Here is a 19,626-nt window from a genome sequence, read left to right as displayed (position 1 = left end):
AATATTTTTGGTTCTTATCTGATGATCATTATTTTGGTTACCATTTTATTGGAACCCTCATCGTCGGTTGCAAATACGAGGTAAACACCACTACTGACTTTTTCATTGTATGTGTTTTTGCCGTCCCAAACCATTTGACCACCTGTTGAGTTTGCCTGATATACTATTTTGCCACTGATGTCAGTGATTCTTACCTCCGAGTCTTCCATCAAGCCTGTTACAGTAATTAAGCCTTGGTATTCTGGTTGAACCGGATTGGGAAAAGCTTTTGCATTTGAGAAGTTCGTTTCTCCTTCAGTTGCTGTTCCTCTGTACGACATAATTCCTTTGTCTGTACCAATAAATACCTCACCACTTTTGGGGTTGATGGCCAGAGAAATGATTCTGTCAGATAATAGAGGGCTGTTGTTTGTGTTGAACTCTTCAATCGTTTCTGTTCCGTCGGCCGATATTAGATATACACCATTGGATTCAGTGGCAATCCATTTTCTGTTGGCGCCGTCAACTGCTATAAAGTTAACTTGCACATTCTCTAGTAGATAGTCTGCAAGGCCACTTCCATCGTTTCTGGATATCTTAATCCGAGATGCAATGGGTTTGTCTATATCAAAAATGTCTCGTGCACGATAATAAACCACGATTCCGCTGCTTGTTCCTACCCATATATATCCGTTTTTATCTTCGGCCAAACAGATGGGATCCATATTTAATACATTACCGTCTTCGTCCCAGAGTAACAGTTGGTCATTGCCTGAATTGTTCACCTCGCCGGCATATCTATAATTATCGTCACTATCTGTTTGTATGGTATTGGCCGTGTCATAAACAAAAAGACCTACGGGATTACGGGCTGAAATGCTCCATAGATGTCCCCAGGAGGTGACAATTGTTTGCCATAACCATGGATCAGAGTCGGCAATGTCAGATGTTTCATAGTCATACAGATACCATCCGTAATAGTTGGCGCTATCGGTGTTTAATAAAACATCTGGTTTTACAATAACAGGTATAGAGTCGCTCATGTTATTGGCATATAAATTACCATTCTTATCCATTACTACACCGTTTACGATGCTCCATATGTATGCCAGGTCGATGGGGGCATTCTTTTTTTCCCGCATATAATGGTTTACAATTTCATCATCCAGCCATTCAAATATACCTGTATGTGCACTGCTGATGAAAACATGATTTTCATTTCTTGGATCTATGGCAATGTCATTAAGGTTATATGCGTCAGTTAGATACGTATTGTTTTGTTTTGTAAAGTGTTTCCACTCATTGTTTTTTAGGAGGGAACATTCGGCGGGGTGAAATTCAGGAGCTACGTAATGATTAATACCAGCTACCACCCATAAGGCATTCTCTGATGCTGCCATTTTGTAGGCCGTGTTGGAACTAGGGCCATCCGGAACCAGGAGCAGGTCATTGGGACTAGATATTTGAATCAAGCCATTGGATGCATCGCCCACCCATTGATGATTAGATTCGTCTATGTAAATAGATGAAAAATCAGGGCTGATCTCTTGTTCCTCAAAGGAATATTGTTTAATACTATCGAGCAGATTTAGATTTTTATCGTATATATAGATTATTGAATTACTAATTATATATGGCTGCGAATTATAAAACTTTAGATCAACAAAATTTGTATGCTGGAATAAAGACTCCCATTGACCGTGATTGTATTGCATGATGTTACCGGAGTTATTATTTTTTTTGACAGCAATTAATTTGTCCTCGTTGGTAACTATGGCTAGATATTCCTCGTTATCGGAACTCACGGTTTTCCAGGTTTCATAGAACGAGAGTGAATTACTCTCCAAAGGTGCACCAAGAACTCCATTTTTAGTGCTGGCGAAAATGGAGTCAGTGGTTGTAGTTATTTGGTTTACCGTTAAAAAGGTTGAGTTGTTACCTAGTAAATAGGTATCGGCTATTTCCTTTTTTATCAGATTGACTACTATAATTCCAAAAGTTGTAGAACAATAGGCCAAGTTATCGTGAATATGTATATGGTTAATTTTTTTCTCTGTTACAAGTGCCTTCATTTTAAGGTCAGGAATATTCCATACCTCATCGTCAATAAGCAGATCAATATTGCCGTTGTTGTAACCAATAATAAGTAGGTTTAAACTGTTTGATTTGGCAATGGCTGTTACTTCGGTATCCGATAAGCCATTGAGTTTGGTGAACTTTTCAATTACATTTTCTTGTGTGTCGTAAACAAGCAGTCCAATGTCAGTAGCTGCATATACCTTGTGGTTCAGCTTCTCTACGCTATTAACATGGGTAAAGGACAGATAGTCTTGCCAGCTCCCAACCGCTACCTGAGCCTTACATATATGAAGACCAAGTATAAACAAACAAAATGTTATGAATAATTTCATAGTAAAAGATATTGTATCTATCGTGTTTTTAAAAAATGAACCAGTTTTTCAACGGCTCTAGCGCGATGACTTATTTTATTTTTTTCCATTGAATCCATTTCGGCAAAAGAAATAGGATATCCTTCCGGTATGAAAATAGGGTCGTAGCCAAATCCTTTGGTTCCTGATGCCTCGGTTTTAATAAGTCCATTGACGATGCCTTCGAATTGGTACTCCGTTTGGTCTATGATCAACGAAATAACAGTTCTGAATCTTGCTTTTCTGTTTTCTATGCCTTGCATCTTATGCAGAACTTTATGCATATTTTTTAGTGCATCCTTTTCTTCGCCAGCATAGCGGGCGCTGAATACGCCCGGCTCACCATTTAGTGCTTCAATCTCCAGTCCTGTATCATCTGCAAAACAGTTGAGATGATAGTTGTCGTAAATATATCTTGATTTCTGGGAGGCATTTGCTTCGAGGGTCATTCCTGTTTCAGGAATCTCGGTGTTGCAATGAATATCATCTAAGCTTTTTAAAGCTATCGCTGTGCCCAAGATTTCTTGAAGTTCTTGGAGTTTATGATGATTGTTGGTTGCAAAAACAAGTTTCATGTTAATATAGATAACGTTATGAATGAATGCAAAAATATTTTATTACTTAAAAAAAAACAACGACTGCATGGTCGTTGTTTAAGGATGATCATTTTTTCTTAAAATTAAAATCCACCTCCGTAACCATATTTCATTAAATCGGTTCTTGGGTTTATCACCATAACAGGTACTTTGTAGCTATTGGCGATGATTTGTTGTTCGTTGGCTCCAAGTATATAATCATGAAAAGCAATGTCTCTGGTAGTCATGATTATGATGGCAGCCGCCTCAATGTTGTCCGCAAAATTAATGGTTTCTTGTGCAAAGGAGCCTTTACCTTCCGATAAGGATAGTTCGTAGTCAATACCCTTTTCTTCGAAGAATTTTTTACAAAAAACCAAGTTAGCTTTTGTTCTGGGTTCTATAACACCGTCTTTTGTGGAACTGCTTAAAAGATATATTTAGGTGTTAACTAGTTTAGAAATAAATTCTGCCCAGTATAATTTTTCTTTATTTTCGGTTTTAAAATCTACGGGGAAGACAATTTTTTTCACTTCGCAGTCGATCGGTTTTTCTTGAACCACAAAAAATGGTATTTTAGAACCAACAATAACCTTTAGAGCCCAGCTCCCGGTCAGTTTTTGCATTCCTCGGATACCATGTGTTCCCATAATAACCATAATAGCATTCATTTCTTGCGCTACTTCGTTGATGGTTTTAAAGATGGTTCCCTCTCTTACAATACCTTGGGTTTCTATGTTGTATTTATCCTTTATAAGAGCCGTTTCTTCGTTTAGTTTTTGAAGGGAAGGTTCAATGTCGCTATCTTTTTTAACAATATGCAACAGGCAAATTTTAATATTGTTTTTGCTTGAGATAGACTTGGCATGGTCTACTGCATGCATGGCAACTTCGGTGAAGTCATACGGTACCAATATTATGTTTTCAGAGTTCTCCATGAGGTTTATTTAAAATATACGGTTTATTTTGCGAAATAAATATACTACTTTTGGTAAAAAATCAAGAATTATAGATTAAAACAATCTGCTGTGACTAATAAAGTTTTAATCAAAAGTGCCCGGAGACTTGTTTTAGTTGTTCTATTTCTCTTAACATTACAGGACTATAACTGCTTTGCAAAGGAAGGTATTTTTAATAAGAATATAAGAAAAAAAATAATAAGTTCTATTATTCTTTGTGGAGATACCATTCCGTTATCAAGGATATCGGACACAATAGAGGTAAATGCGAATAAATTTACATTTGTGGAGTTCAATTTTGTGCCTCCCGATATTAATCATGTGCAGTTGGTGCGCTATTATCTGAAAGGATTGGATGCGGGATTTGGGGAATGGACATTAAAAAACAGTGTTAGCTATGGTGGTTTAGATCATGGAACATATGCATTTGTGCTGGAATCAAAGGTTTGTACACAAACTGTTTACTTGGAAATAAAAGCACCATACAACAGATATTTGTTTTCGACTATTCTATTGTTGTTGCTGATTGTTTTTGGGATTACGATCTTAAAGATAAGTTTGAGAGGTAAAGGTGATGCCCATTCCTGGCAACGTGATTCCATTGCACCCTTGTTAAAAAAGTATATTATTCGTCCTCAGCCTCCACTTACAGAAGTGCCCAAGTTAACACAAAGGGCATCTGTTAAGTATGAAAAGACAACAGTTTTGTTTGCCGATATACAAGGATTTACAAAGATTGTGGAGCATATGAATCCGGAGAATTTAATTGATGAGCTGGATCGTTTTTTTGTACATTTCGACGAGGTAGCAGATAAGTATAGGATAGAGAAGATAAAAACCATAGGCGATGCTTATATGTGTGCCGGTGGATTACCAGAGAAAAATAGGACCAACCCCATTGAGGTTGTGATGGCAGCCATAGAAATGCAACGTTTTATGCAAGAGAAGGGGCAGAATGCACCCAAAAGTGGAAAAGATTTCTGGGAGCTACGCGTGGGTATTCATACCGGTCCGGTAATTTCCGGTGTGGTAGGGCGAAAGAAGCTGTCGTTTGATATTTGGGGTGACACGGTAAATATAGCCAGTAGGATGGAGTCATCAGGTGTGGCAGGCAAAATAAATATTTCAGGTGTTACATATCAGCTGGTGAAAGATTTTTTTGAATGTGAATATAGGGGTAAGATGCCTATTAAATATAAGGGAGAAACAGATATGTATTTTGTAAAGGGTATCGTGCCACACCTTTCTGTCAAAGGTGAAGGTATTTATCCCAATGAAGATTTTTTTACGAAGCTTCAATGGATTCGTTATAATGATTTGGAGGAAGTGGTATTGGGTCAGTTGCGTATGGAGCTTCCTTCGTCTTTTAAATATCATAGTATAAAACATACCATCGATGTTTGTACCCAAGTGGAGGTTTTGGGTAGAGCTGAAGGCTTAAATAGTAAGGAGTTATTGCTGGTTAAAACCGCTGCTTTGTTCCATGATACAGGTTATATGATGAACCCAATGAAGCATGAGGTTCAAAGTGTGAGAATTGCAAAAGAAATATTACCTCATTTTTTATATACTAAAAGTGAAATTGAAGCCGTTAGTCAATTGATTATGGCCACCGAAAGTAATACTGAACCAACTTTGTTGATGGAGAAAATTATTAAAGATGCAGACCTTGACTATTTGGGAAGGGCTGATTTTATTCCATTATCAGAAAAGCTTTGGGAAGAATTATGTAACTATAAGGGTAAAATTTCACAAAAGGAATGGAACAAAAAGCAGCATGCTTTTCTTAGTAAGCATGTGTACTATACCGAAACCGCTAAAAAGTTAAGGCAGGTGAATAAAGAAATGCAATTGAACAAGATTGAGAAATTATTAATGTAAGATAAGGTATGGATAGCATAGAAATACTTTTGATAGGTATTTTTTAAGGGAAGTATATTAATATTACATCATTTTTTTATTTTCTTTGACATTGGAAAAATTATAAGCAACAATTAAAATCATAAAATATGGCAAAGTCTTACGAACCCGAAACTAAATTACATAACCTAATTGGTTCAGGTACTAAAATTATAGGTAATATCGAAACCACTGAAAGCATCCGAATTGACGGTGAAATAGAAGGTAATATTGCATCTAAAGGAAAAGTGGTGATTGGTGCTAAAGGAAAAGTTAAAGGAGAGGTTAATTGTCTTAACTCAGAGATTGAAGGTGCTTTAGAAGGTAAAGTGATGGTGAAAGAATTGCTTTCATTAAAGGCAACATCAAAGTTGGTGGGAGACATCGAAACCAGTAAGTTGACCATTGAGCCAGGCGCGGTGTTTACTGGTAAATGTCAAATGGGAGGTAGTTCTGGTATGGTAGAACCTCAGGCAAACAGTGCTAAAAAATAATCATAGCACATATAGTAGATGGCGATTGCCCCTCTATTACCTGATACTTTTTTTTGTATTACTCTTGTTAAATGGTGTTGTCACTTATTTTTTCTACAAGGATTTATGGAAAATTGTATTGGAAGGACAGATATTTCTCTTTCTGATATTTGTTTTAACAGCTCTGCTCACCAAATATCGCAACAAAAAGATTATTATATATAGCGTTAGCGTTATTTTGGCTGGAGTTGTTATAAAAATGGTGGCCGCGCTTATTTATATTCTTCCCTTTTTATTGGGCGATCATCACCAAAAAGAGGGCATTGCTTTATTTTTCATGATAAATTATTTGGTTTATCTTAACTTTTCGGTTGTTATTGTCGTAAGAAATGATTGAAATAAATGTTCGATTGATTTAAAATTGTGATGAGGAAATTTCTTTGTGTACTAATGTTGCTCGCGAGTGTCTTTTATTCAAGCATGTATGCTTCCGAAGAAGAGGTGCCTTCAGAACCAAGTGAAAAGGCTTTTGATCCAACCAGTTTGATTATGCATCATATATCGGATGCGCACGTATGGCACATCCTTTCATGGGGTGAGGGTGAGCACGAGAAGCACATTGAGATACCTTTACCTATTATATTATACGATCAGGGTCAAGTACATTTTTTCTTATATTCCAAGTTTGACGATGACACGCATATAGCCGAAAGTAAAGGGAGTTACTTTTTGTATCACCATGGTAAGATTTATAAAACAGATGCAGAGGGTACTATTTATAAAGATGCGTTAGGACATATTAGCAATGATGTGCCATTGGATTTTTCTTTGAAACGAAATGTTTGGTCCATGTGGTTGTCTATTGCTTTGATTATATGGATATTTGTGGCTTCGGCAAGGGCCTATAGAGCTGGTCCGGCAAAGCCCAAAGGAATACAGGCATTTGTGGAGCCTATTATCTTGTTTGTGAAGGAGGATATTGTGGAAGCCCAAATTTGTCCTCAAAAGGCACATAAATTTGTGCCTTACTTGCTGACTGTTTTCTTTTTTATATGGATTAATAATTTGTTGGGTTTAATACCATTTTTCCCTGGAGGAAGTAACTTTACTGGTAATATATCGGTAACGATGGTATTGGCTGTTATCACATTTTTATTGACTAATATTAATGGCAGTAAGGGCTACTGGAAACACACATTAACAGCTCCGGGAGTTCCCTTTTTTGTAAAGTTAATATTAGTTCCCGTTGAAATTATAGGACTGTTTACGAAACCATTTGCACTGATGATTCGTTTACTGGCTAATATAACAGCCGGACATATCGTTATATTAAGTTTGGTTTCACTCGTCTTTATTTTAAAAACAATTTATATTTCCCCGGTATCCGTTATATTGTCTGTGATTATGCTATCACTTGAATTATTGGTAGCTGTTTTACAAGCTTATATTTTTACATTGTTATCGGCTTTATTTATTGGAATGGCGGTTGAAGATTATGAACATTAAGGAATCATTTAATATACATTTATAAAATTATAAAATTATGACACTTTCTCTTACAGCTGTAGGTCTGGGAATTATCGTATTAGGTGCAGGCCTAGGAATTGGGAAATTAGCTTTCGGAGCGATGGAAGCAATGGCACGTCAGCCCGAAATTTCCTCAAAAATACAAACTGCTATGATTATTGCAGCTGCACTTATTGAAGGATTAGCCCTATTTGCTATTGTAGTTGCTCTTCTTAAAGGATAACTTTCTTTAGGTGTTTGATTATTTAAAACGAGGCGTATGGATTTTATATTAACACCCGATCCGGGTTTAGTTTTTTGGACTACTCTTTCTTTTGTTTTTTTGGTATTTATCCTAAAGAAATATGCATGGGGACCTATCTTACATGCTTTAAATGTTAGGAATGAGACCATAGAGCAATCGCTGCAAGCTGCCGAAAAGGCCAAGGCTGAAATAGATAATCTGGTCAAGGTTAGGCAGGAGATGATGGATGCTGCTAAAGATGAGCGAGACGAGCTGTTGAAGGAAACCCGTGAGCTGAAGGATAAAATCATAGCGGAGGCTCGCCTTGGTGCAAGTCAGGAAGCCGATAAAATAATCGATTCAGCGAGAAAACAAATAGTGGCAGAAAAGGTAGCTGCCATGAAGGAATTAAAAAAGCAGGTGGCCGAATTGTCGGTTGATATTGCTGGTCTTATCATCCAATCTGAATTAAAAGACGACAACAAGCAAAGAGCTATTATTGATAGCTACCTTGAGAATGTAAAATTTAATTAATTACGGAGTGGGGAAATGATATAGCCTTAAGATTTAATTTTTAGCCTAAGTTTTAACGCTGCAGCATGTGACCTTAAATGCACAATAAATAACACATGAACAACAGTTTAATTTCCGTAAGATATGCAAAGGCTTTATTTCTTTTGAGTAAGGAAAAAGGCCAGGTGGAGAATGTGTATAAAGACATGACTATGCTCTGGGATTATTGTAATAATACAGAGGAGTTTAATGAGCTTTTGAAAAGTCCGGTGATTACCCCCAGTAAAAAGAAAAAGGCGCTAAAAAATATTTTTGATAAGTATGTAAGCGATTTAACCATGAATTTCTTAAATATCATGGTGGATAATAGGCGCGAACTTATGTTGGCTTCTATAGCCCGAAATTATGTTGACTTTTATAAGGAGGAGAAAAATATTAAGTCTGTATCGTTATATACTGCTTTTGCGTTGGATGAGGACTATCTGCTGGCTATTAAAGAGTTGCTTCATAAAGAGTTGGGGTCTCAGATAGAACTGACAGTGCGGGTTAGGGATAACCTGATTGGTGGTTTTATTTTAATGGTGGATGGAAAGATGATGGATGCTACGGTGGCCAATAAGTTGAAGCAAATTAAAAAGAGACTGTTGAGTTAGTTAATTACTACCTGTTAAAATTGTATGAATGGAAAATATTAGACCTGCCGAGGTTTCGGAACTATTAAAAAAGCAAATACAAGGTTTTACAACAGAAACTAACCTGGAAGAGGTGGGTACAGTGCTCCAGGTGGGTGATGGTATTGCGCGTGTATACGGGCTTAACAACGTGAGAGCTAATGAGCTGGTTGAATTTGAGTCCTGCAAAGGTGTTGTTTTAAACCTGGAACAAGATAATGTGGGTGTTGTACTTTTGGGTGCGTCACATGAGATTAAAGAAGGGGATATTGTAAAGCGTACCGGAACAATTGCTTCTGTTATGGTAGGTGATGGTATGTTAGGCCGTGTGATCGATACCAATGGTGACCCGATTGATGGTAAAGGTAGTATTGACGGAGCGTTGTTTGAGTTTCCCTTGGAGAGAAAAGCACCAGGTGTAATTTATCGACAGCCTGTTCAAGAACCTTTGCAAACAGGTTTGAAGGCCATTGATTCAATGATTCCCATCGGTAGGGGACAACGTGAGTTAATTATTGGAGATCGTCAAACAGGAAAGACGGCTGTAGCCATTGATACTATTATCAATCAACGTGATAATTTTGAAAAAGGAAAGCCTGTCTATTGTATTTATGTGGCCATCGGACAAAAGGGTTCTACGGTGGCTCAGATTGTAAAAACACTGGAGAAGTACGGGGCAATGGAATATACCACCGTGGTGTCTGCTAGTGCTTCTTATCCTGCTGCCATGCAGTTTTATGCCCCCTTTACGGGTACTGCTCTTGGTGAGTATTTTAGAGATACGGGTAGAGCTGCCTTAATAATTTATGATGATTTGTCGAAGCAGGCTGTATCCTACCGTGAAGTTTCCTTGTTGTTACGTCGTCCACCTGGTAGAGAAGCTTATCCGGGTGATGTGTTTTACTTACACTCTCGTTTGTTGGAAAGGGCTGCAAAAATTATCGATTCCGATGAGATTGCTGTTCAAATGAATGATCTACCGGAGTCTATCAAAGGGAAAGTAAAAGGAGGAGGTTCTTTAACTGCGTTGCCTATTATTGAAACGCAGGCAGGTGATGTATCTGCTTATATTCCCACCAATGTGATCTCCATTACTGATGGTCAGATATTCCTGGAGGGAAATTTGTTTAACGCAGGTATTCGTCCGGCGATTAACGTGGGTATCTCAGTCTCACGTGTGGGTGGTAATGCACAAATAAAGTCCATGAAAAAAGTGTCGGGTACTTTGAAGTTAGATCAGGCACAATATAGAGAACTGGAAGCTTTTTCTAAGTTTGGTTCAGATATGGATGCAGCTACTAGAGCTGTTCTTGACAAGGGAGGTAAGAATGTGGAGTTGTTAAAACAGGCGCAATATGCACCGGTAAAAATAGCACACCAGGTGGCATTGATCTATTGTGGAACGCAAGGGTTGTTGTCGGATGTGCCTCTGGTAAAGGTTAAAGAGTTTGAGCGAAGCTTTATCGATGACCTGGAAATGAAACATAAGGAAGTGATAGAGGCTCTTGGAAATGGAATAATATCTGATGCAGAAACCAACGTTCTTAAGGAAGTAGCTGCCGATATAGCCCGAAGATTTAAGGTGGTTGAAGAGGAATAAGAATTATAATAATATGATTAGCTGATGGCTAGCTTAAAAGATATACGTACACGCATAGATTCGGTTAAAACAACTCGACAAGTGACCAGTGCCATGAAACTGGTATCCGCTGCTAAGCTGAAAAAAGCACAGGATAATATTGTTCGAATGAGACCTTATGCAGATAAACTCAATGAGATTATCTACGACCTGATTAACTCAGTGGAAGATGATAGTATAGAAATTGATTTGGCCGATGTGAGAGAAACCAAGCGGGTGCTTGTAGTAATGATTACTAGTAACAGGGGCTTGTGTGGTGCTTTTAATTCCAATGTTGTGAAAGAGGTAACAAAGCTGATAAAGGAAGAATATGCATCGCTCTTTAAAAATGCATCTTTGGATGTGCTGGCTATTGGAAAGCAAGGTGAAAAGCTCCTGAAATCTGCAGGTATTCTTTGCGTAGATGAAAAAAATGATATCTATAATCATCTTAGTTATAGTGCGGTGGAAGATATATCAAACCGTATTTTTGATGACTTCCGAAAAAAGAAGTATGACCGTGTTTTTGTTGCGTATAATGAATTCGTTAATGCTGCAGTCCAAAATGCTACGATCCAACAGTTTCTCCCCCTTCAGTTACCTGAAAAGGATCCGAGACATGCATCTGTATATTTATATGAGCCAGATGAAAAAACGATTGTGAGTGAGCTTATTCCGAAAGCCTTGAAGACTATCTTTTTTAAAACTGTGTTGGATTCTGTGGCTGCTGAGCATGGTGCCAGAATGACTTCGATGCATAAGGCAACCGATAATGCTTCAGACTTGATAAGTGAATTGCAGTTAAGTTATAATAAAGCGCGACAAAGTTCCATTACAAATGAGATTCTTGAAATTGTTAGTGGGGCAGAGGCCTTAAGGAAATAAAGTTATATATTAAGTAAGATATTTAAAGGTTGGTATTGATTGCCGCCTTTTTTTGTGCGCTAAAGATTGATATTATGAGAATAGAAAATGAAATTAAATTAGGTTTTAAGGATGTTATGTTTCGGCCTAAACGATCTACATTAAAAAGTAGATCACAGGTTTGTTTGGAACGAACATTTAAGTTTTTGCATAGTAGTGTGCAATGGACAGGTATTCCTGTGATGGCAGCTAATATGGATACTGTGGGAACCTTTGAAATGGCCATTGCTTTGGGTAAGAAAAAGCTTTTTTCTGCGATTCATAAGCATTACACAGTGGAAGAATGGAATACGTTTATAAATAGTGCTCCCAAAGGAATAGAAGATTATATCGCGGTAAGTACAGGTACCGGTGAGGCTGATTTTGATAAAGTGACTCAAATATTAGACTTTAATAAGTCGTTAAAATTTATTTGTATTGACGTGGCCAATGGTTATTCAGAACATTTTGTGTCTTTTGTAAAGAGAGCAAGGACCCAATTTACTGACAAAGTGATTATTGCAGGTAATGTGGTAACCGGAGAGATGGTAGAGGAACTTCTGCTGGCAGGTGCTGATGTTGTTAAGGTGGGTATAGGACCTGGTTCGGTTTGTACTACACGGGTTAAAACCGGCGTGGGATATCCTCAGCTTTCGGCAATTATTGAATGTGCAGATGCAGCTCATGGTCTGGGAGGGCTGATTATCAGTGATGGAGGTTGCTCTGTTCCAGGTGATGTATCTAAGGCTTTTGGTGCCGGAGCTGATTTTGTGATGTTGGGAGGTATGTTGGCCGGTCATGACGAGAGTGGTGGCGAAACCATCGAAAAAGAAGGTAAAGTATATAAGCAGTTTTATGGTATGAGCTCTGCCACTGCCATGGATAAACATGTGGGAGGTGTTGCAGAATATCGAGCTAGCGAAGGTAAGACGGTGGAAGTAGCTTATCGTGGCCCTGTAGAACATACGCTGCAAGATATTCTTGGTGGCCTGCGTAGTACATGTACATATGTGGGTGCGTCAAAATTAAAAGAGCTATCTAAACGGACTACTTTTATTCGGGTAGCGGAACAAGAAAATAAAGTGTATTCAAAATAAAACAAAGCCCTGGTGAATTGTTGTTCATCAGGGCTTTGTTGATGGTGTTGATGGGCTGCAAGACTTTATTCTTTTTTTTCGGAGAATAGTCTGTTTCTAAGTCTGACAGCTACTAAAAACATAACTGGCGACATGATCAGAGTGAGTACGGTAGAAGTGCTCAAGCCAAAGATCACAGTCCATGACATAGGTGACCAGAAATCGGCGTTGTCACCTCCAAAATATATGTGTGGGTTTAGTTCGTTGAGTAAACCAAAGAAATCGAAGTTAAAACCAGTGGCCAAGGGTACAAGTCCGAGTATGGTGGTGATGGCTGTGAGCAGAACCGGACGAAGTCTTGTTTTACCGCCTTTAATAATACATTCCACTTCATCTTCCATGGGTAATCTTTGGTATTCTTTCAGTCCTTTTTCTTTCTTCTTTTCTTTTCGTAGAATATCGATGTAGTCGATTAGGACAATACCGTTATTCACCACGATACCAGCCAATGAAACAATACCCACACCTGTCATCAGAATTACGAAATCCATTTTAAAAGTAGCCAGACCCATAAATACGCCGATGGTGCTTAAAAGTACGGTTCCTAGGATAATCAAAGGTTTAATGGCTGAGTTAAATTGGGTGATAAGTATCATGGATATCAAGGCAACGGCCAATAGCAAAGCTCCCACCAAAAAGTCAGAAGTCTCTTGTTGGCTTTCTTGTTCTCCTGTCATCTTCCACTTGCAACCCTTCGGTTTGGGGTAGTCGGCCAATAGTTCTTTGATGCGTGCGTTAATTACATTGGCATTGTATCCTTCGTTAACATTAGAGTAGACTGTTATGACCCTTGAATTATCAATGCGATTAATTTTTTCGTAGGTGGATGTGTATTTATAATCAGCCACTGATGAAATAGGCACATAATAGGGTGTTCCGTCATGCTCCACTCGTATCTTTAAGTTTAAGAGTTGGGTGGTACTGCTGCGGTATTTTTTTGCCAGTCGCACCATCATTTCAAATTCATCTTCTCCCTCTTTGTATTTATCTACATTGCTACCGTATACGGCAGTACGGATAGTGCTGGCAATCATAGATGTTGATAAACCGAAACGGCGCGCTTTCTCCCGGTCGATCTCCAGTAGCATTTCGGGCTTGTTGGGGTTGATATCCATTTGGAGTTCTTCTATGCCAGGTATTTTGTCTTCATTGATGAGGCGTATGATATCCTGCGAGGTAGCAATGAGCTGCTCAAAATCATCCCCAGACACCTCTATATTAATGGGTTTGCCCACTGGAGGTCCTTCGTCTTCTTTCTCGATAAATATTTTGGCACCCACAAAACCTTGAAATGATTTGGTGAGTTCTTGCATAATAGCGGTAGTGCTAATTCCATGTCTGTCTTCGTACTCCACAAAAGTAATGGTGGTTAACGATTTATTAGGTGAGCGGTCGCCTTCGAACAAACCGCCTTTGCCTTTACCGATCGTTATACCAACCGACTTAACAATATGTTCGTATTGGTTGAGTGTTTCGTATATTCTATCCTCAACTTTCAGAGTCAAAGAATCGGTCATATCCAAGTCTGTACCGAGGGGCAGTTCGGCTGTTACGTATATTGTTTTGGGTTCATTCTCAGGGAAAAATATGACGTTGGGGTTGCTTCCGCTGAAAAATATGATGGAGAAAATAAATAACAGAACAGAGGAAATCAGCAATATAACGGATGTGTTTTTAGTCAATGCCTTTCTTAAAGTTTTCTCGTACATATTCTCCATGAGAGGAATGCCTTTTTCCTGAAACCATATGGCAAAAGGTTTTGTGGCCAATATATTAATGGAAGTGATTAGCAGGGGGAGTATAAAAATATTGCCCCAAAGTATGGATCCTAAAGTGTAAAATATCAGACCCAATAGGGCCATTCCACCAACGATAGAAAATAGTACTTTTCTGTTTTTCTTGGCTCTTATGTCTTCAATTTTCATGAAACGGGCTGCAAAAACAGGATTTAGAATCAAGGCTACAAAGAGTGATGAAGACAGGACTATGATGAGGGTTATGGGCATATAGCTCATAAAGTCGCCTACGATACCAGGCCAAAACAGCAAGGGTAAGAAGGCGGCCAAGGTGGTTGCTGTGGAGGAGATGATGGGAATTGCAATTTCACTGACTCCATTTTTAACCGCTTCCATTTTAGACAAGCCTTCTTCGTGTAAACGGTATACATTTTCAACCACCACGATGGCATTGTCTACCAGCATACCCAGTGCCAGTAACAGGCCAAATAAGATCATGGTGTTTATTGTATAGCCAAACTGTGATAGCAGCCAAAAAGAAATAAACATAGACATGGGGATAGCCAGTCCCGAAAAAATAGCATTTCGGATACCCATAAAAATGTAAAGAACCAGTATTACCAATAGCATTCCCATGATGATACTGTTTTCAAGGTTACTGATCTGGTCTTTGATGCTGGTACTTTGATCGTCGGTGATAACGATCTTAATATCTTTAGGGAGCAAGCCATCGGCTTGTCGCTCGTTTATGATCTTATAGATCTGTTCTGTGGCATCCAGGAGGTTTTCTCCGCTTCTTTTTACGATAGATAGTGTGACCACAGGCTGTCTGTTTAGAACTGATATGGAGGTTTTTTCCTCAAAACCATCCACCACTTCTGCTACATCTTTGATGTAACGGATATGTCCTTCTTTTGCGCTGACAATGGTGTTTTTTATTTCTTCGATGGATCGATAATCGGCCTGAGTGGTGATGGATCGTCGGGTTCCATCTATCCGGAGCTCACCGGCTCCTATGGTGACATTTTCAGCGATGAGGGCTTGCTCCACATCGTAAAATGTAAGATCCATGGCTTCTAGTCTGAATGGGTCTACATTGATTTGAATCTCTCTTTCGTCCACCCCAATGATGTCCGCTTCTCTCACTGAACGTAAGGCTTCAAAGTCATCTTGCAGGTCCTCGGCAAACTTTTTTAGTTCGTAGATGGAATAGTCTCCCGAAAGATTAATATTAAGGATGGGGAATTCGGTGAAATCAATATCATCTACAACGGGGTCTTCGTCTAAGTCATCCGGAAGCTCTGTTTTCGCTTTATCCACTTGGTCCTTGACATCTTGTAAAGCTTGTTTAACTTCTACGTCTGTTTCAAATTCAACAACAATTAAACTATAATCCTGGTAAGAGGATGATGACATTTTTTTTACGCCGTTCAAACCTTTTAATTCTTTTTCTATGGGTCGTGTGATCAGATTCTCCATGTCTGAGGGACTGTTACCTGGGTGAAGCGTACGGACCATAATATATGGAATGACCACTTCAGGAAACAGTTCACGCTCCATGGATTGATAGGAGGTGATACCGGCAATAAATAGGAAAAAGGTTAATAGATATATGGTGTTTTTATTTTTTAAGGCAGCAAAAGTGGGCTTAAATTTTCTATAGCCATGCTCTTCTACATCCTCGTCTTTTCTTTGAGCCATAACAGTATTGCTTAATGGTTTACAATTGATATTTCGGTTCCGTTCACAATTTGGTCGTAGCCTTGGGTGATAATGGCATCGCCATCTTTTAGTCCTTCCTTAATAATAGATTTGTTATCGGAGTTAAAAACAGATTGAACGTATTGTTTTTTTGCCCATGTTTTTCCGTCCTTTACCTCAGCTATAAAAATAAATTCGCCTTTAAAATCTTGTTTAACCAGTATGGATGGAACAATAAGCACATCTTTAGCTTTATACACCTTTAGTTTCACAACGGATATCAGATTTGGTTTGATCACATGATCTGTATTTTTTAGGTTAATGCGTACCCTGAAAGTTCTGGAAATATCGTTGATTATCATCGACGATCTGAAGATGGTGGCATCAACAGTTTTTTTGAGGGCTGGAAAATATACCGTTGTGGTGTCTCCTTTATTGATTTGGCCTAAGTAACTTTCACCCACCTCCGCATTAATATAAATATCATCGATATTTACGATGCGAGCAAAAGGTATTGCGGGTCCTGCAATTTCCCCTTTTTTCTGAAAAACCTCGTCTACAATACCTTCTATTTGAGATTTTACAGTTGACATGGCCAGTTGTGCTTGTAACGCTTTTAGGTTTTGCTCTTGCGATTCTTTATTGGATTTGGCCTGTAAGTATTCTATTTCGGATCCGATATGTTGATCCCAAAGATTCTTTTGTCTATTGTAGGTGGTAACGGCCAATTCTACACCTGCCTTGGCCTGCATAATTTGGCTTTCTATGGCGTCGGTATTTAAATATGCCAATACTTGTCCTTTGCGCACCTTGTCACCTTCCTCCACTAAAAGTTGGGTTATTTTACCGGCGCCTTCAGGACTGATAATTGTATTTTCGTCGGCCTTTACCTTACCTGTCACTTCGATATAATGGTCATAGGTTTTAGGTCGTATGATGTCTGCGGTCACGTTTACCACGTTGGCAGATGTTCCTTCTTCTGCTTGTAATTGGTTTTCTAGTGAGGATATCTTCTTTTTAAGTTCAGTCATTTGTTTTTTGTATGCCGCAAGTTCTGTAGGTTTGTCTACAGAGGAGCCACATGCCGATGCCGTCATTATCAGTATCGTAAGTATGGTGTTTTTTATAAGGTTTTTCATGAGGTAGCGTATTTTTATAATATTACAATTGCGATGTTATCTTTTGATAATTGATATACATATTAAAATAATTGGAAGAGGCTTGGCTTAGCGTGATAACAGCCTCTATCATGCTATTTTCAATTTGCGATAGTTGGAGACTGTTCATGATACCATTTTTGAATTTGACCAAGGATTTGTGATATATTCTGGTTGAAATATCCAGTGCTTCTTTTGCGTTGTCATATTGTATTTTTCCGTTTTTGAGGTTGGTCTCTGCAACCAGCAAATCTCTTTTTAAGCTTTGTTCCAGCATTTGCTTTTCAACAGTTAGCTTGGTGAGTTCCAGTTTTTTTTGTTTGAGTTGAGCAGATCGTGAGCCGCTGGAAAATATGGGTATACTCAAGGTTAGTCCGATAGCTGCTGCATCCGTATTGATTAGGTCGTTTAATTGATCGCCCAGCATGGTGTAATCATAACTTGCAAAACCTGTTAACCTGGGCAGTGCTAGTGTTTTTTGGTTTTTAATATCCAAGCCCTGAATGTCTATCTGTGTGAGCAGTGTTTTATAATCAATGTGAGTGTTCATTTCAAAATCTAACTCCGGATTGAGAGGGATGGGAGACAATAATTCGGTAACGCTCTCTGTAACTATTAGTGGCTTGTCAATGTCGTAGCCCATTGAAAATTTCAGGATGGCCATTGTGATGGCTTTTTGTCGCAGGGCTTCTTGGTACAAACGTCTGGATTCATTTACCATTAACTTGATTTGATCCACATCAATATCCTCTTTCATACCATTGTCAAAGTAGACCTTTGTTTCCTGGTATGTTTTCTCGTTTATTTTCAGACTTCTTTCAAATTCTTGGATGTTTTTTTCGGCCATGGAGGCTAAAAAATATACCTCAGCAACAGCTTGTTTAATTTCGATATCGGTCTTTTCTTTGGCATTGTCTGATAAACGTACGTATACTTTGCTAGCTTGTAGACCAACTAGATAAGAGCCATCAAATAATAGCTGTTCTGCACGTGCTCCAAAGGAACTGCTGTAATTGGTTCCCATTTTAAATCGTTGGGTTTGTCCGTCTATCTGTGCAACGATTTCTTGAATAAGCAAGTTCTTGGTTAGGGAACCACTGGCTGTTATCTGCGGTAAACCAATAGAAATGGTTTCATTTACTTTTTTTTGTGCTATTTCTATGTCGTGTTGCGCATTGATACTCTGGTAGCCGAACTCGGTGGCATAGGCCATGGCTTGTCTCAAAGAGACTTTTAATGTGTCTGATTGTGCACTTCCTTCAAGGGAAATGCCAGCTATCCATAGAATAAGCAGTAGTTTGATATTGGATGTCATATCTTGTTGGTTTATTATATGTTTAAAGCGAATCTTTATGTATTAGTTCATTAAATAACTTGCGTCCTTTTTCAGAACAAATACCATTCATATGATAAATAAAAAACTGATTGGAAAAATGTTTAGATGTTAGGTCTGCTTCTGATATGGTGCTGACTTCAGGATAAAATACTGCAAAAGCCAAGGTTATGGACAGCTTACTTATAAAATCAGCATCTAAATCCTGTCTGATGAAACCTTGATCTTGCCCTTCTTCAATAAATGATCTGGTTGTTTTTATGATCATTTTATTTTTGTGTTCCACAAAATCGGTGAATATTTGCGGGTAAAATTTTTTTAAATCAAATAAATATGTCGGTTTAATTTTTAAGTAGGTATCTATGTATTTTTTACGTTGATGGACCTCCTTCTCAATGACATTTAGAGAGGAATTGTTAAACTCTTCTATGATTTTGTCCATCTCCTCAAGAATATGGTTAATGCTTTTTTTTACTAGCTCTGTTTTGTCACTATATATTTGGTAAAGTGTTTTTTTTGAAATCCCCAGTTCTTTGGCTATGTCATCCATGCTCACACTCTTAATACCATATTGTAAAAAAAGCTGGGTTATCTTTTCTATGTAATCTTTCTTCTTCATTGTGTGTAAATGTAAGAAAGGTATTTCTAATTGGAAACTATTTTTACACTAAAAGTTTTTAGAGTTTTTTGTGACTTGAATGCAGAAATTCTTGTATTCGTTAAAAAGGAGGTATAGACTAGTAATTTGTTGATGATTGTTTTTTGTCTAAAATCCATCAAAATATTTTGGTTTT

Annotated in this window: 17 protein-coding genes; 9 read left to right on the top strand and 8 right to left on the bottom strand. The window is 38.2% G+C overall.

The window, feature by feature from the left end:
• Positions 1-14: 14 nt before the first annotated feature.
• From porZ to CYTFE_RS31255, 4 genes are all read right to left on the bottom strand, one after another.
• The gene (porZ, locus tag CYTFE_RS0117485; protein WP_027472862.1) at positions 15-2,390 is read right to left on the bottom strand and encodes a type IX secretion system anionic LPS delivery protein PorZ; all 2,376 of its coding nucleotides are present in this window, start codon (positions 2,388-2,390) and stop codon (positions 15-17) included.
• A 17-nt stretch (positions 2,391-2,407) separates the two neighbouring features.
• Positions 2,408-2,983 carry a non-canonical purine NTP diphosphatase gene (locus tag CYTFE_RS0117480; RefSeq protein WP_027472861.1) on the bottom strand — a complete coding sequence of 192 codons (576 nt, stop codon included), beginning with the start codon at positions 2,981-2,983 and terminating at the stop codon, positions 2,408-2,410.
• Positions 2,984-3,087: 104 nt separating this feature from the next.
• Positions 3,088-3,363 carry an adenine nucleotide alpha hydrolase family protein gene (locus CYTFE_RS31260; RefSeq protein ID WP_235208060.1) on the bottom strand — a complete coding sequence of 92 codons (276 nt, stop codon included), beginning with the start codon at positions 3,361-3,363 and terminating at the stop codon, positions 3,088-3,090.
• 60 nt (positions 3,364-3,423) lie between these two features.
• Positions 3,424-3,921: a universal stress protein gene (locus CYTFE_RS31255; protein ID WP_235208061.1), complete on the bottom strand. Its 498-nt coding sequence runs from the start codon at positions 3,919-3,921 to the stop codon at positions 3,424-3,426.
• A 90-nt stretch (positions 3,922-4,011) separates the two neighbouring features.
• Between CYTFE_RS31255 and CYTFE_RS0117470 the strand changes: the two genes are divergently transcribed.
• The 9 genes from CYTFE_RS0117470 (at position 4,012) to CYTFE_RS0117425 (ending at position 12,866) form a co-directional block, all read left to right on the top strand.
• Positions 4,012-5,823, top strand: a complete 1,812-nt coding sequence (locus CYTFE_RS0117470) for an adenylate/guanylate cyclase domain-containing protein (protein WP_235208062.1) — start codon at positions 4,012-4,014, stop codon at positions 5,821-5,823.
• A gap of 128 nt (positions 5,824-5,951) precedes the next feature.
• Positions 5,952-6,335, top strand: coding sequence for a bactofilin family protein (locus CYTFE_RS0117465; protein ID WP_027472859.1), 384 nt, complete (start codon positions 5,952-5,954; stop codon positions 6,333-6,335).
• A gap of 405 nt (positions 6,336-6,740) precedes the next feature.
• The gene (gene atpB, locus CYTFE_RS0117455; protein ID WP_027472857.1) at positions 6,741-7,820 is read left to right on the top strand and encodes a F0F1 ATP synthase subunit A; all 1,080 of its coding nucleotides are present in this window, start codon (positions 6,741-6,743) and stop codon (positions 7,818-7,820) included.
• Between the two features lie 37 nt (positions 7,821-7,857).
• Positions 7,858-8,064, top strand: coding sequence for an ATP synthase F0 subunit C (gene atpE, locus CYTFE_RS0117450; RefSeq protein WP_044212316.1), 207 nt, complete (start codon positions 7,858-7,860; stop codon positions 8,062-8,064).
• Positions 8,065-8,100: 36 nt separating this feature from the next.
• Positions 8,101-8,598 carry a F0F1 ATP synthase subunit B gene (atpF, locus tag CYTFE_RS0117445; RefSeq protein WP_027472855.1) on the top strand — a complete coding sequence of 166 codons (498 nt, stop codon included), beginning with the start codon at positions 8,101-8,103 and terminating at the stop codon, positions 8,596-8,598.
• 95 nt (positions 8,599-8,693) lie between these two features.
• Entirely contained in the window at positions 8,694-9,230 is a 537-nt protein-coding gene (gene atpH / locus CYTFE_RS0117440) for an ATP synthase F1 subunit delta (protein WP_027472854.1), read from the top strand.
• A 28-nt stretch (positions 9,231-9,258) separates the two neighbouring features.
• Positions 9,259-10,848 carry a F0F1 ATP synthase subunit alpha gene (gene atpA / locus CYTFE_RS0117435; protein WP_027472853.1) on the top strand — a complete coding sequence of 530 codons (1,590 nt, stop codon included), beginning with the start codon at positions 9,259-9,261 and terminating at the stop codon, positions 10,846-10,848.
• Positions 10,849-10,872: 24 nt separating this feature from the next.
• Entirely contained in the window at positions 10,873-11,751 is an 879-nt protein-coding gene (gene atpG / locus CYTFE_RS0117430) for an ATP synthase F1 subunit gamma (protein WP_027472852.1), read from the top strand.
• 74 nt (positions 11,752-11,825) lie between these two features.
• The gene (locus CYTFE_RS0117425; RefSeq protein ID WP_027472851.1) at positions 11,826-12,866 is read left to right on the top strand and encodes a GMP reductase; all 1,041 of its coding nucleotides are present in this window, start codon (positions 11,826-11,828) and stop codon (positions 12,864-12,866) included.
• A 65-nt stretch (positions 12,867-12,931) separates the two neighbouring features.
• On the opposite strand, the gene CYTFE_RS0117420 is transcribed toward CYTFE_RS0117425, so the two are convergent.
• Genes CYTFE_RS0117420 through CYTFE_RS0117405 form a run of 4 tightly spaced genes read right to left on the bottom strand, consistent with a single transcriptional unit; the run spans position 12,932 to position 19,451 of the window.
• Entirely contained in the window at positions 12,932-16,342 is a 3,411-nt protein-coding gene (locus CYTFE_RS0117420) for an efflux RND transporter permease subunit (protein ID WP_044262888.1), read from the bottom strand.
• 11 nt (positions 16,343-16,353) lie between these two features.
• On the bottom strand, positions 16,354-17,481 hold the full coding sequence (locus tag CYTFE_RS27045) for an efflux RND transporter periplasmic adaptor subunit (RefSeq protein ID WP_081736023.1): 1,128 nt from the start codon (positions 17,479-17,481) through the stop codon (positions 16,354-16,356).
• A gap of 22 nt (positions 17,482-17,503) precedes the next feature.
• Positions 17,504-18,814 (bottom strand): TolC family protein, encoded by a 1,311-nt coding sequence (locus CYTFE_RS0117410; RefSeq protein ID WP_027472849.1) that lies wholly within the window; start codon positions 18,812-18,814, stop codon positions 17,504-17,506.
• A gap of 22 nt (positions 18,815-18,836) precedes the next feature.
• Complete coding sequence (locus tag CYTFE_RS0117405) at positions 18,837-19,451, bottom strand: TetR/AcrR family transcriptional regulator (RefSeq protein ID WP_027472848.1); 615 nt, start codon at positions 19,449-19,451, stop codon at positions 18,837-18,839.
• Positions 19,452-19,626 lie beyond the last annotated feature (175 nt).

Origin of the sequence: Saccharicrinis fermentans DSM 9555 = JCM 21142, assembly GCF_000517085.1 — a bacterium.
GTDB lineage: Bacteria > Bacteroidota > Bacteroidia > Bacteroidales > Marinilabiliaceae > Saccharicrinis > Saccharicrinis fermentans.
This window is presented reverse-complemented; position numbering and strand designations above follow the sequence as displayed.

Coding starts and splice junctions, on each gene's coding strand:
- porZ (WP_027472862.1), bottom strand. CDS start 2,390: ATGAAATTATTCATAACATTTTGTTTGTTTATACTTGGTCTTCATATA.
- CYTFE_RS0117480 (WP_027472861.1), bottom strand. CDS start 2,983: ATGAAACTTGTTTTTGCAACCAACAATCATCATAAACTCCAAGAACTT.
- CYTFE_RS31255 (WP_235208061.1), bottom strand. CDS start 3,921: ATGGAGAACTCTGAAAACATAATATTGGTACCGTATGACTTCACCGAA.
- CYTFE_RS0117465 (WP_027472859.1), top strand. CDS start 5,952: ATGGCAAAGTCTTACGAACCCGAAACTAAATTACATAACCTAATTGGT.
- atpB (WP_027472857.1), top strand. CDS start 6,741: ATGAGGAAATTTCTTTGTGTACTAATGTTGCTCGCGAGTGTCTTTTAT.
- atpE (WP_044212316.1), top strand. CDS start 7,858: ATGACACTTTCTCTTACAGCTGTAGGTCTGGGAATTATCGTATTAGGT.
- atpF (WP_027472855.1), top strand. CDS start 8,101: ATGGATTTTATATTAACACCCGATCCGGGTTTAGTTTTTTGGACTACT.
- atpH (WP_027472854.1), top strand. CDS start 8,694: ATGAACAACAGTTTAATTTCCGTAAGATATGCAAAGGCTTTATTTCTT.
- atpA (WP_027472853.1), top strand. CDS start 9,259: ATGGAAAATATTAGACCTGCCGAGGTTTCGGAACTATTAAAAAAGCAA.
- atpG (WP_027472852.1), top strand. CDS start 10,873: ATGGCTAGCTTAAAAGATATACGTACACGCATAGATTCGGTTAAAACA.
- CYTFE_RS0117425 (WP_027472851.1), top strand. CDS start 11,826: ATGAGAATAGAAAATGAAATTAAATTAGGTTTTAAGGATGTTATGTTT.
- CYTFE_RS0117420 (WP_044262888.1), bottom strand. CDS start 16,342: ATGGCTCAAAGAAAAGACGAGGATGTAGAAGAGCATGGCTATAGAAAA.
- CYTFE_RS27045 (WP_081736023.1), bottom strand. CDS start 17,481: ATGAAAAACCTTATAAAAAACACCATACTTACGATACTGATAATGACG.
- CYTFE_RS0117410 (WP_027472849.1), bottom strand. CDS start 18,814: ATGACATCCAATATCAAACTACTGCTTATTCTATGGATAGCTGGCATT.
- CYTFE_RS0117405 (WP_027472848.1), bottom strand. CDS start 19,451: ATGAAGAAGAAAGATTACATAGAAAAGATAACCCAGCTTTTTTTACAA.